The sequence below is a fragment of the Streptomyces goshikiensis genome (assembly GCF_014650555.1).
GTDB lineage: Bacteria > Actinomycetota > Actinomycetes > Streptomycetales > Streptomycetaceae > Streptomyces > Streptomyces goshikiensis.
Genome location: NZ_BMVE01000008.1, coordinates 85,194 through 96,434 on the forward strand (window position 1 = coordinate 85,194; position 11,241 = coordinate 96,434).

Genomic DNA, 11,241 nt, shown 5'->3' on the forward strand with positions numbered 1-11,241 from the left:
GCCCGGACGTCCAGGGCAGTACGACGATCGGCCAGCCTACCCCGGCCCTCGCGCTAGCGGTTCACGGGGCGTTCGGCGGACAGCAGGAACACGACGGAACGGTCCTGTTCGGCCCAGGTGCGGGGGTCGAGGCCCACGGACTGGAGGAACGCGCACTCGACGGCGTACCCGTGGGCGGCCAGTACACGGCCGATGGCTTCCGCTTCGGCGCGTGACAGGGCGTGGCTGACGATCCGTTCGGGGCGGCGTTCGGCGACGGCCTCGACGACCTCGGCCCCGCCGCCGCCGACGCGGACGACGTCCGGTTCGGGGAGGTTCTCCAGGACGTGCGGCGCGCGTCCGGTGACGACCTGGACCTGTACGCCGCGCTCGCGGGCGGCGGCGCTCACGAGGTCGCAGGCCTGCGGGTCGGCGTCGACGGCGATGACGGCGGCGCCGAGCGCGGCGGCGTCCACGGCGAGGGCGCCGCGGCCGGCTCCGATGTCCCAGACGAGGTCGCCGGTGCGCGGGCCGAGGCGGGCGAGTTGGGCGGCGCGCAGCGGGGCGGACTCCCCCTCCCCGGTGGCGTCGGCGTGCGGGCGGGCCCAGCCGCGCGGGCCGCTCTGGCCGGGGGTCTGGCCGAGCAGCCAGGCGGGCTCGGCGGTGGCGCCGCCGGCGGTGGTCTGGGCGGCTGCGCCGCCGCCGATGACGATGACGACGTTGGGGTCGCGCCAGGTGTGGTCGGCGGCCTTGTCGGAGGTGAGGACGCTGACCTGTTCGTTGGCGGTGCCGAGTTCCTCGCAGATCACGAAGGTGCGGTGGACCCCGTCGAGCAGCAGGGCGAGTTCGGCGGGGCCGGCGCCGGGCGAGGTGAGTACGGCGACCTTGCCGTGGGCGCGGATGACGTTGACGGCGCGGCGCAGGGTGCGGGGGTGGGCGACGACGACCTGGGCGTCGTCCCAGGGCATTCCGGCGCGGGCGAAGGCGGCGGCGACGGAGGAGACGGCGGGGACGACCTCGACTTCGAGGCCGTGCTCCGGGGCGCGCAGGATGCGGACGACGCCGAAGAAGCCGGGGTCGCCGTCGGCGAGGACGACGGCGGTGCCGCGGTGGCCTGCGATGCGGCGGGCGGCGAGGCCCACGCTGCCGAGGCGGATGCGTTCGGCGGTGGGCGGGACTTCGGGCAGTGCGAGGTGGTGCGCGGCGCCGGCCACCAGCGTGGCGGCGGAGAGCGCGGACCGGGCGGCCGAGGTCAGGGGGGAGCCGTCCCAGCCGATCACCGTGACCCGGTCGGCCATCGTCGTCAGTCTCCAGAGGTGGGGGCAGCACGGATGTGGGGGCAGGCGCGGAGGGTGCGGGTTTACGGTGAGACTACCTGGTCATCGGGTCAGTGCCAGTCCGTCGAGACGGCGTACCCGTGCGCGTCGGCCCGGCGGCCGAAGCCGTATCCGTCGTAGCCGTCGGAGAAGCTGCCGGAGGAGCCGTCCGAGAATTCGTCGGTGTCTTCGAGGTCCTCGGGGACCAGGCTCCAGACGATGAGGTCGGTCCGGGTGTCGCTCCAGGAGCCGTCGGGGGTCTGGGTGCGCACTATCCACGCGTTGCGCAGGACGCCCTCGCTGATGCAGCCGATCTTCTGGGCCACTTGCTGGGAGGCGGTGTTGTCGGCGGCGGTGCGCAGTTCCAGGCGTTCGAAGCGCTGGGCGCGGAAGAGCCACTGGGCGACGGCGAGTACGGATTCGCTGGCGTAGCCCTCGCCGCGGGCCCAGGGGGCGGTGACGTAGCCGACCTCGGTGACGCGGGTGTGCCAGTTGGTGTTCTGGAGGTGGACGATGCCGACGAGGCGCTGGGTGAGGAACTCGGTGACGGCGAAGGCGATGCCGCGGCCCTCGCCGCGTTCGGCGTGGGAGTCGCGGGTGGCCCAGGCGTGGGCGTCGGCGCGGGTGTAGGGGTGCGGGCAGGAGGTCCAGGCGGTGACCTGCTCGTCGTTCATCATCTCGGCGAGCGCGGTGACGTCGTCTTCCTCGAAGGGGCGCAGCACCAGCCGGTCCGTGCTGATGGTGACGTCCGGGAAGGTGGTTGTCATGCGCAGCTCCATGCCTGAGACCGTGGTGCGACCGTGTTGCGATGCGACCGCGGTGCGGGACCGTTCGTGCGGGACCGTTCGTGCGGGTCGTAAACCACAGCATGCAGCATCGGCCGCGGGATGTGCATGGGCGGGGTTGTCCGGCGGCGGGCACGGCTCGGCCCCGCCCGCCACGAGGGCGTGCGGGGCCGAAGTACCCGTGTTTCCGGGCGGCCTTCGCGCCGGAAGGCGGCGGGCCGTCAGGAAGTGGCGGGGCGTCAGGAGACGGTGGGACGTCAGGAGGCGGTGGGGGCACCGAAGGCCGGGATGACCGAGCCCTGGTACTTCTCCTCGATGAACTTCTTGACCTCGTCGGAGCTCAGGAGCTTGGCGAGCTTCTCGATGCGCGGGTCCTTCTCGTTGCCGGCCTTCACCGCGAGGAAGTTGGCGTACGGGTTGCCCTCGGCCTTCTCCAGGACGAGCGCGTCCTTGGCGGGCGCGAGCTTGGCTTCGAGGGCGTAGTTGCCGTTGATGATCGCGGCGTCCACGTCACCGAGGGCGCGCGGGACGGTCGCGGCCTCCAGCTCCTTGAACTCCAGGCCCTTCTTGTCGGTGATGTCGGACAGCTTGGCGCCGGTGCCGACACCCTCCTTGAGGGTGATCAGGTTGTTCGAGGCGAGCAGCTGGAGCGCGCGGCCCTCGTTGGTGGTGTCGTTCGGGACGGCGATGGTCTGGCCGGGCTTGATGTCGCCGATGGCCTTGACCTTCTTGGAGTAGAGGCCGAGCGGTTCCAGGTGCACGTTGGCGACGGGCACGATGTGCGTGCCGTTCTTCTTGTTGAAGTCGTCGAGGTACGGCTTGTGCTGGAAGTAGTTGCCGTCGACCTGGCCCTGCTCGGTGGCGGTGTTGGGCAGGACGTAGTCCGTGAACTCCTTCACCTCCAGCTTGAGGCCTTCCTTCGCCGCGAGCTTGTCCTTGACGAAGTTCAGGATGTCGGCGTGCGGGCTCGGGGAGGCCGCTATGACGAGCGGCTTGCTCGCGTCGGTCTTGCCGCCGTCGGCCTTGGAGGAGGACGGGTCCGAGGAGCTGCCGCAGGCGGTGAGGCCGAGGGCGAGCGCGGAGGCGGTGGCGGCGAGGGCGGTGAGCTTGATGTTCTTACGCACGAAGAGTGCCTTTCATTGCGGGTGCAAGTGCGCAGATCGTGCGCGGTTCTTGCGGGTGGAGGCCCAAGCACGACAAGTGCGGGCTTTTCTGGGGTGGGGAAAGTCCGTGCGGCCCGTGGTCCGGGGCCGGGTGCCTCAGGCGGTGCGCCCGCCGCGGCGGGCGAGGAAGCGGACCACGCCGTCGCCGATCAGCTGGACCACCGTGACGAGGGCGACCAGGATCACGACGGTCGCGAGCATGAACCCGGTCTCGAAGCGCTGGAAGCCGTAGGTGATGGCCTTGGAGCCGAGGCCCTCGCCGCCGACCGCGCCGGCCATGGCCGAGTAGCCGATCAGCGTGATCAGGGTGGTGGTCACGCCGGCGATCAGCGAGGGCAGGGCCTGCGGCAGCAGCACCTTGCCGACCAGGGTGGGGACGCCGCCGCCCATGGACTCGACGGCCTCGATCAGGCCGGGGTCCACTTCGCGGACCGCCGTCTCGACGAGGCGGGCGAAGAAGGGGATGGCGCCGATGGCGAGCGGGACGATCATCGCGGTGGGGCCGATGAAGGTGCCGACGACGGCGGTGGTCACCGGGATCAGGGCGATCAGCAGGATGATGAACGGCAGCGAGCGGCCGAGGTTCACTATCACGCCGAGGACCTTGTTGAGCGGCTGGTTCTGCAGCAGGCCGCCCTTGTCGGTCAGGACGAGCAGGATGCCGACCGGCAGTCCGCCGATGACGGTCACCAGGGTGGACCACAGCACCATGTAGAGGGTGTCGTACGTGCCCTGGGTGAGCAGGGGCTGCATCTCGGACCAGGTCACTGGGCACCATCCTTGACGAGCTGGGCGAGCTCGGCGTCGGCGTCTTCTGCGGTTGCGGGATCGGCGGCGGCTTCGGCGTCCTCGTCGACGATGTCGACCTGGAGGCCCTGCTCGCGCAGGAACCCCACGGGGACGACGTTGTCCTCGTAGCGGCCCGGCAGCTCGATGCGCATCCGGCCGATCTGGCGGCCGGCGACGGTGTCCATCGCGGCGCCGAGGATCGAGATGTCGATGTTGTACGTCCGCGCCAGCTGGGAGATGACCGGCCGGGTGGCGGCGTCGCCGTGGAAGGTGACGTCGACGACGGTGTGGTCGGGCCCGGTGGCGGCGCCGCTGACGGGGAAGAGTTCACCGGCGAGCTCGGAGCCGGGGGTGGCGAGGAGTTCGGCGACGGTGCCGGATTCGACGATCCGGCCGTTCTTCATCAGGGCGGCGGAGTCGCAGACGGCCTTGACCACGTCCATCTCGTGCGTGATGAGCAGGACCGTCAGGCCGAGTTCCCGGTTGAGGTCGCGCAGCAGCTGGAGGATGGAGCGGGTGGTCTCCGGGTCGAGGGCGCTGGTGGCCTCGTCGGAGAGCAGCACCTTGGGGTCGCCGGCCAGGGCGCGGGCGATGCCGACGCGCTGCTTCTGGCCGCCGGAGAGCTGGGCGGGGTAGGCCTTGGCCTTGTCGGCCAGGCCCACGAGGTCGAGGAGTTCGGCGGCCTTGCGGGAGCGATCGCGGCCGGAGATCCCGAGGATCTCCAGGGGCAGCTCGATGTTGTCCTGCACGGTGCGCGAGGAGAGCAGGTTGAAGTGCTGGAAGACCATGCCGATGCGGCTGCGGGCCTCGCGGAGCTCCTTGCCGGCGCGGCGGCCGCGGCCGGCGAGGGCGGTGAGGTCCACGCCGTCGACGGTGACGGTGCCGGTGGTGGGGCGTTCCAGCAGGTTCACGCAGCGGATCAGGGAGGACTTGCCGGCGCCGCTCTGGCCGATGACGCCGTAGACCTCGCCCTCGCGGACGTGGAGATCGACGCCGTCCAGGGCGGTGACCTCGCGGCCACGGGACTGGTAGACCTTCGTGAGGCCCGATGTGGTGATCACAGGAATTCCGTCGCTGTCGAGTGCTCGGCGCAAGCGGGTGCCGGGCACGGGGCAAACATCTGGTGACGCGATACGGGTCAGATCGTCAGAAAACGACGCTGACGGCGCGTACGCGGGGCAGGAGCGATCCGGTGCTGCTTCGGGGCGGCGGCGCGGACGGGCTCGGCCGGTCTCGCTTCGGGGCGCGAGACTGCGAGAAGAGGGGCCCTCAGAAGGCGCACATTCGACACATACAACGAGCACCGGGCGTCATCGTCGCCTCGGTCGCAAGGGTGCGGCTGCTCGTCGTGGTCATGGGCCCCAGTAAAGCAGAACTCCCCCTTCACCGATCAACGCTGTCCGAATAGCGGACGCGATCCAACCGCATTCCGGACAGGAGGGGCCCGCGCGGGCCGTCCGTACCGGATCCCGATCGCCCCGCTGACCTGCGCGGACACCACTCGCGGGGGCCGCGTGGAGCGGCCCGCCGGCCCGGGTGCGGGGGCATCGGTTGTGGCCAAGGCCACGGCGCCCGGCGCCGGCTGCCGCGGGGGCGCGGGGGCGGGGACGGAGCGGGGCGCGGCCCGTAATACGCTCGCTGCATGCTCGACGCCCTGACGGTCGCCATCGGTGTGACCGCACTCGCCCTCGCCGCCTGGTGCGGCCTCGCCGCCTGGCGGGACCAGCCGACCAAGGACTGGCACTTCATCGGCATGGCGGTCGTGACCGTGCTGGTGCTGGCCCAGCTGGTGGTGGGACTCGTCAAGCTGGCGCAGGGCGGCAAGCCCGACGAGGGCACGGTGATCTTCGTGGCCTACCTGGTCGGGGCGTTCGCGGCGGTCCCGGCCGCCGGACTGCTGTCGCTCACCGAGCGGACCAAGTGGGGTTCGCTGACCGTGGCCGCCGGCGCGGTCGTCCTCGCCGTGCTCGAAGTACGCCTCTATGACATTTGGGGAACCCCCGGTGCCTGACACACAGATGGACGACGCGGCCGGAGCGGCCCCCGCGCGCGAGCGCCTGGTCTCGGGACCGGGGCTGCTGCTGGTCTGGGTGTACGGGGTGATCACGGTCGGCGCGGTCTCGCGCTCGGCCTACCAGATCTCCACCGAGTTCGACCGTGCCCCGCTGCCGTACGCGCTGAGCGGCATCGCCGCGCTCGTATACGCCTTCATCACGTACTCGCTGGTGCGCGGCGGGGAGACGGCCCGCAAGGCGGCGCGGATCTGCTGCGCCGCCGAGCTGACCGGCGTACTGACCGTGGGCACCTGGACGCTGGTGCGGCCCGAGGCCTTCCCGGACGCGACCGTGTGGTCGGACTTCGGGATGGGGTACCTCTTCATCCCGGTGATCCTGCCGATCACCGGGATGCTCTGGCTGCGTACGAAGCGCTGACCGGGGCGGGGCGCCGACGGGTCAGGCGCTGACCGCGAAGTCGCTGGCGCTCTTGGCTTCCTTCTCCAGGATCACCAGCTGCACGCCGTCGGAGGCGGTGCGGCCGCCGACCTGGGTGTAGCCCGCCTTGCGGTAGAGCCGCAGGTTGGACTCGCTCTTGTGGCCGGTGTGCAGCCGGAAGCGGGTGGTGCCGCCGTCGCCCTGGAGGGCCGCTTCCACCGCGCGCAGCAGCCGGCCGCCGAGTCCGTGACGCTGGAGGCGGGGGTGCACGCACAGCTTGGCGATCTTGGCGGTGCCGTCCTCGTCCACGTTGCCGCGGACGGTGCCGACGACCTCGTCCCCGAGCCGGGCCACGAGCACGGTGTCCGTCTCCAGCTCGCTCTTGAGGGAGTCCAGGGTCTGGGTGAGCGGCTGGATGCGGTAGTTGCCGTAGAGCTCGGCCTCCCGCTGGAACGCCAGGTACTGCAGTTTGAAGATCTGCTCAACGTCCTCGGCGGCCGCCGCAGAAATCGTCACGCTCATGCCCATGTGCGCATGCCTCCAGCTCACCTGGTAGCCCGTTGGTCTACCGCTCCTTTCCCCGCAGGCCAGGAGCCGCAACCTCTGCAGCCAGCATTCTGCGCAGACATCCCAGGCAACGGGAACGGACCGGCCCCAAACTTCCTTGTGAGATACCCAACTCCCCTGCGATTTCACGGTAAGTCAAGTCCCTGGGCGAAAGAAGTGCCCCTATGAGTTCCGGACACCGTCCGGGCAACCGGGCGACGGCCGATCGGATTACCTTCCTTTCCTCCCCGTTCATGAGGGCGTCCTCCGGCTCGGCCGCGCCGTCCGCGAGGTGGGTGCGCCGGCCGTACGGAACCTCGCGCCTGGCCCGGCGCCTTGCGACCCGGGCCTCGGCGCGCACCGCCCGGCGCAGCCAGCGCACGGGCTCGGCGGGGGCGGGGCCGCTCTCCAGCAGCCTGACCCAGACGGCTTGTTCCAGGTCGGCCGCCTCCACACCGGCCGCGGGGGCTTCCGCGGCCGCCTCGGCGGAGAGCAGCGGGCCCAGTTGGTCCAGGAGGTCGGGGTCGTTCAGCAGGTCCATGCCGGGCGGGACGCGCGGGGTGCGCCCCGCGGTTTCGCCACGGCGCACGCCCCACCCGAACGGGATATTCCGCTTATCAGTTGACGCCGCGGCCCGGGCGGAAGGCCTCGGCGGCGAGCAGCCCGGTGTCGGGGTTGTCGGTGAAGATCCCGTCGATCCCGAGTTCGAAGTACCGCTGGAAGGCGCCGAAGGCGTCGCCGTACGCGGCCGGATCCGTTCCCTTGCGGTACTCGGCCGGCAGGAAGCTGTTCTCGTTGCGCGCCGTATAGGGGTGCAGCACCAGGGAGCGGGCGTGGGCGTCCTCGACCAGCGTGGTCGGGGTGCCCAGCCTGCCGTCCGCGTCGCGCGGCACGATCAGGTCGAGGGTGGGGCCGATGCCCTGGGCGAAGGAGGCGATCCACTTCAGGCCCTCGGGCTTGACCAGGTCGGCGACCGTACGCGGGTCCTTGGCCACCTCGAAGTCCCAGGGGCGGGTGTTCGCGGCGGACAGCAGCACCACCCGCGGCGCGGACACCAGCCGCGACAGCCGCTGGATGCTGGACGGCTCGAAGGACTGGAGGAAGACGGCGGCGCCCCGTCCGTCGCGCCCGTAGCGGCGCAGCAGCCGGGCGAGCGGCTCCTCCAGGGCGAGGCCGAGGGAGCGGAAGTAGGTGGGGTGCTTGGTCTCCACGTGCAGCCAGACCCGCTTGCCGCGCCGCTTGCCCTCGCGCTCCGCCCAGCGCAGCACCTCCTCGAAGGTGGGCACCGCCCAGCGGCCGTCGTACAGCGTGTTGCGCTGGCGGACGGCGGGGATGCGTTCCTTCGCGCGCAGGGTCTTCAGCTCGGCGAGCGTGAAGTCCTCGGTGAACCATCCGGTGACGGAAACGCCGTCGACCGACTTGGTGGTGCGCCGGGAGGCGAAGGCGGGGTGGTCGGCGACATCGGTGGTGCCCCCGATCTCGTTCTCGTGGCGGCACACCAGGTGGCCGTCCTTGGTGGGCACCAGGTCCTGCTCCACCACGTCGGCGCCGAGGTCGAGCGCGAGCTGGTAGGAGCCGAGGGTGTGCTCGGGCCGGTACCCGCTGGAGCCCCGGTGGCCGATCACGGTCGGCACGGGAAGGTCCCGGTAGCCGCCGGCGCCGTCGCGGCCGCTCCCGGCCGCCGCGGCGGATCCCGCCGCGCCCGTGGCGATCGCGCCCGTGGCCGCCAGGACCGCCGCCCCCAGGACCGTGCGCCGCGCTGCCCCACCCTGCGTCATGAGTGCCACTCCTCGCTCTGGAGGGCCCGGGCCCGGGGTCTCCGGGGCCCGCGGCCCGATTCGGCCTGGCGATCGTAGGCACCGGCCCGTGTCCGTCGTGTGGGCCGGAGGGGAACATGGCGCAAACGTGTGTCAACGCGTCAACACTTGGTATCCACCGCGTGAACCCGATGTGCGATCAGCCCGGACCCGCGAGTATCGTCCTCACCTGCGCCACCGCCGTGTGGTGCGCACCGCATTCGATGCCGGAGGGCTCACGTTGTTCCGTACCGCGCTCATCAAGGCCACTGTCGGACCGGTCATGCGCATGATGTTCCGCACCCGTGTGGAGGGCGTAGAGAACATTCCGGGGGACGGTCCGGTGATTCTGGCGGGCAACCACCTCACCTTCATCGACTCCATGATCCTTCCGCTGGTCTGCGACCGTACGGTCCACTTCATCGGCAAGGACGAGTACGTCACGGGCAAGGGCTTCAAGGGCCGCCTGATGGCGTGGTTCTTCACGGGCTCCGGCATGATCCCCGTCGACCGCGACGGGGCCAACGGCGGGGTCGCGGCCCTGATGACCGGCCGCCGGATCCTCGAAGAGGGCCGGATCTTCGGCATCTACCCGGAGGGCACCCGCTCCCCCGACGGCCGCCTCTACCGCGGCCGTACCGGCATCGCCCGCCTCACCCTGATGACGGGCGCCCCCGTGGTCCCGTTCGCGATGATCGGCACCGACAAGCTCCAGCCGGGCGGCGCGGGCATGCCGCGCCCGGGCCGGGTCACCGTCCGCTTCGGCGAGCCGATGGAGTTCTCCCGCTACGAGGGCATGGACCGCGACCGCTACGTGCTGCGCGCCGTCACCGACTCGGTGATGGCCGAGGTCATGCGGCTCTCGGGCCAGGAGTACGTGGACATGTACGCCACCAAGGCGAAGGCGGCCTGACCCCGGCCGGGGCCTACTGCCGTTGCAGTGACCGGCTGACGCCCGCCGCGGCCGTCGTGGCGAGGACCCAGCCGGTCACGATCAGCAGGTACGACAGCCACTGGTACCAGCCGGCCGGCGCGAAGGCGGCCTCCTGCCCGAAACCGATGATCGGGACCAGCAGGTCGAGCGTGTAGAACACCGCGTTGAAGTCCGGGGCCTCCCCGGTCTTGAGCGCCCGCGGCGGGTGGATCCCGTACGCGATGGCTCCCGTCGTCAGCAGCGCCAGCAGCCAGCCCGCCGCGCGCAGCGGCCGGAAGCCGTAGCCGACGGTGGCGTCCTGGAGCAGGCCCCAGAGCCGGGCGTGCCGGGGCAGCGTGCGCCGGTGCCGGCGCAGTTTGGCGAGCTGGACGGTCCGCGCGGCCGCCTCGTCCCCGGCCGTGCGGTAGGCGCCCGCGAGCTGCTCGTAGGCGTACGGGAGGTAGCCCGACTCCTCGCGCTCCAGGGCGGGCAGCCGCTGCTCGGCGGGGAGGTGCGGGGCGAGGGTGCGGTAGGTCAGGCCGTCGATGCGGATCCGCTCGGGCCAGCTCTGCGGCGAGACGTGCAGCATGTCGAACTGGGAGCGCCGCAGGTTCACGTCGCCCTCGACGGGGTCGCAGCGGCGCAGCCACATCTCGCCGATGACGCAGCTGGAGGCGCGCAGGGCGGTCCCGCCGGGGTTGATCAGCCGGGCGTAGGCGAAGTAGGCCTGGCCGGGCACGCGGGCGCCGGTGAGGTTGACCATGCCGCGGGCCTGGAGGCCCCGGGCGCGCAGGTCGGTGCCGATGATGAGGGTCTCGGCGTGCAGGGCGATCCCGCCGGGGGCGTGCAGGCGGGCGCCGTCGAGGTTGACCTGACCGCCGACGGTGGCGCCGTTGACACGGGTCTGCCCGTGGACGGTGAGGTCCATGGCGATGACGTCGGTGCCGATGTCGGCGTGGTTGAACTGGAGCGCGGGCTCGGCGGCCTCCTCGGGCGCACCCGGGTCGCCTATGACGGCCCGCTGGAGGAAGAGGCCGCCCGCTATCCGGGCGCCCTGGAGCCGGACGGGCCCGGTGATGCGGCAGCAGGACAGCCGCAGGGAGATGTCCACGCTGACGGTGGCGGCGGTCAGGCCGGGCAGGACGGAGTCCGACAGGACGAGGGCGCGCAGCCGGGCCCCGTAGAGGAGGGGTTTGCGCTCGAACCAGCAGCCGCGCAGCCGGACGGCATGCTCGACGACCGCGTACTTCAGGTCGAGTTTCCCGGTGATCCGGGCGCCCTTGACGTTGAGCCCGGCCACCCGGCCCCGTACGGCGGGGGTGTCCCCGCGCAGCAGCAGCGCCGCGAGCACCTCGGCGCGCAGGGTGCGCCCGGACTCCCAGCCGGCCCCGGCCGAGACGTCCTCGTCGGGGTCGGCCCGGAAGTCGACCCGCTCGCCGAGCGGGAAGGCGTCCCATACGCGGCGCTCGGCCGGGGTCAGGTCGGTGATCTCCATCGCCGGGATGGTGTCCCGCGGGTCAAC

Annotated in this window: 12 protein-coding genes; 3 read left to right on the forward strand and 9 right to left on the reverse strand. The window is 71.7% G+C overall.

The annotated features are described in order from the left end of the window. Window positions 1–53: 53 nt before the first annotated feature. From cbiE to IE248_RS22980, 5 genes are all read right to left on the reverse strand, one after another. Window positions 54–1,277 (reverse strand): precorrin-6y C5,15-methyltransferase (decarboxylating) subunit CbiE, encoded by a 1,224-nt coding sequence (gene cbiE / locus IE248_RS22960; RefSeq protein ID WP_037797235.1) that lies wholly within the window; start codon window positions 1,275–1,277, stop codon window positions 54–56. An 89-nt stretch (window positions 1,278–1,366) separates the two neighbouring features. Further along, window positions 1,367–2,062: a GNAT family N-acetyltransferase gene (locus IE248_RS22965; protein ID WP_008743320.1), complete on the reverse strand. Its 696-nt coding sequence runs from the start codon at window positions 2,060–2,062 to the stop codon at window positions 1,367–1,369. 275 nt (window positions 2,063–2,337) lie between these two features. Next, window positions 2,338–3,204 carry a MetQ/NlpA family ABC transporter substrate-binding protein gene (locus IE248_RS22970; RefSeq protein ID WP_008743321.1) on the reverse strand — a complete coding sequence of 289 codons (867 nt, stop codon included), beginning with the start codon at window positions 3,202–3,204 and terminating at the stop codon, window positions 2,338–2,340. Between the two features lie 135 nt (window positions 3,205–3,339). Beyond that, window positions 3,340–4,011 carry a methionine ABC transporter permease gene (locus IE248_RS22975; RefSeq protein WP_008743322.1) on the reverse strand — a complete coding sequence of 224 codons (672 nt, stop codon included), beginning with the start codon at window positions 4,009–4,011 and terminating at the stop codon, window positions 3,340–3,342. Next, the gene (locus IE248_RS22980) at window positions 4,008–5,093 is read right to left on the reverse strand and encodes a methionine ABC transporter ATP-binding protein (RefSeq protein WP_190031561.1); all 1,086 of its coding nucleotides are present in this window, start codon (window positions 5,091–5,093) and stop codon (window positions 4,008–4,010) included. Before IE248_RS22980 ends, IE248_RS22975 begins: the two co-directional genes overlap by 4 nt. A gap of 581 nt (window positions 5,094–5,674) precedes the next feature. On the opposite strand from IE248_RS22980, the gene IE248_RS22985 reads away from it, so the two are divergent. Beyond that, window positions 5,675–6,043 (forward strand): hypothetical protein, encoded by a 369-nt coding sequence (locus IE248_RS22985; protein WP_008743324.1) that lies wholly within the window; start codon window positions 5,675–5,677, stop codon window positions 6,041–6,043. Next, on the forward strand, window positions 6,015–6,464 hold the full coding sequence (locus tag IE248_RS22990) for a hypothetical protein (protein ID WP_047960516.1): 450 nt from the start codon (window positions 6,015–6,017) through the stop codon (window positions 6,462–6,464). The genes IE248_RS22985 and IE248_RS22990 overlap by 29 nt, the downstream gene beginning before the upstream one ends. 21 nt (window positions 6,465–6,485) lie before the next feature. On the opposite strand, the gene IE248_RS22995 is transcribed toward IE248_RS22990, so the two are convergent. The 3 genes from IE248_RS22995 to IE248_RS23000 all read right to left on the reverse strand — a co-directional run bounded on the left by IE248_RS22995 (window position 6,486) and on the right by IE248_RS23000 (window position 8,788). Next, the gene (locus IE248_RS22995; RefSeq protein WP_073795952.1) at window positions 6,486–6,992 is read right to left on the reverse strand and encodes a GNAT family N-acetyltransferase; all 507 of its coding nucleotides are present in this window, start codon (window positions 6,990–6,992) and stop codon (window positions 6,486–6,488) included. A gap of 37 nt (window positions 6,993–7,029) precedes the next feature. Next, on the reverse strand, window positions 7,030–7,551 hold the full coding sequence (locus tag IE248_RS37495; protein WP_073774597.1) for a sigma-70 family RNA polymerase sigma factor: 522 nt from the start codon (window positions 7,549–7,551) through the stop codon (window positions 7,030–7,032). A gap of 76 nt (window positions 7,552–7,627) precedes the next feature. Further along, the gene (locus IE248_RS23000; RefSeq protein WP_190031562.1) at window positions 7,628–8,788 is read right to left on the reverse strand and encodes a glycerophosphodiester phosphodiesterase; all 1,161 of its coding nucleotides are present in this window, start codon (window positions 8,786–8,788) and stop codon (window positions 7,628–7,630) included. A 301-nt stretch (window positions 8,789–9,089) separates the two neighbouring features. On the opposite strand from IE248_RS23000, the gene IE248_RS23005 reads away from it, so the two are divergent. Beyond that, window positions 9,090–9,719: a lysophospholipid acyltransferase family protein gene (locus IE248_RS23005; protein ID WP_037794947.1), complete on the forward strand. Its 630-nt coding sequence runs from the start codon at window positions 9,090–9,092 to the stop codon at window positions 9,717–9,719. Window positions 9,720–9,732: 13 nt separating this feature from the next. Here IE248_RS23005 and IE248_RS23010 read toward each other — a convergent pair whose 3' ends face one another. Beyond that, window positions 9,733–11,214, reverse strand: coding sequence for a membrane-associated oxidoreductase (locus tag IE248_RS23010; protein WP_190031563.1), 1,482 nt, complete (start codon window positions 11,212–11,214; stop codon window positions 9,733–9,735). Window positions 11,215–11,241: the final 27 nt, after the last annotated feature.

Excerpts from the sequence above, each read along its gene's own strand:
- IE248_RS22965 (WP_008743320.1), bottom strand. The coding sequence starts at position 2,062 with ATGACAACCACCTTCCCGGACGTCACCATCAGCACGGACCGGCTGGTG.
- IE248_RS22990 (WP_047960516.1), top strand. The coding sequence starts at position 6,015 with ATGACATTTGGGGAACCCCCGGTGCCTGACACACAGATGGACGACGCG.
- IE248_RS23000 (WP_190031562.1), bottom strand. The coding sequence starts at position 8,788 with ATGACGCAGGGTGGGGCAGCGCGGCGCACGGTCCTGGGGGCGGCGGTC.
- IE248_RS22985 (WP_008743324.1), top strand. The coding sequence starts at position 5,675 with ATGCTCGACGCCCTGACGGTCGCCATCGGTGTGACCGCACTCGCCCTC.
- IE248_RS37495 (WP_073774597.1), bottom strand. The coding sequence starts at position 7,551 with ATGGACCTGCTGAACGACCCCGACCTCCTGGACCAACTGGGCCCGCTG.
- cbiE (WP_037797235.1), bottom strand. The coding sequence starts at position 1,277 with ATGGCCGACCGGGTCACGGTGATCGGCTGGGACGGCTCCCCCCTGACC.
- IE248_RS23010 (WP_190031563.1), bottom strand. The coding sequence starts at position 11,214 with ATGGAGATCACCGACCTGACCCCGGCCGAGCGCCGCGTATGGGACGCC.
- IE248_RS22995 (WP_073795952.1), bottom strand. The coding sequence starts at position 6,992 with ATGGGCATGAGCGTGACGATTTCTGCGGCGGCCGCCGAGGACGTTGAG.
- IE248_RS23005 (WP_037794947.1), top strand. The coding sequence starts at position 9,090 with ATGCGCATGATGTTCCGCACCCGTGTGGAGGGCGTAGAGAACATTCCG.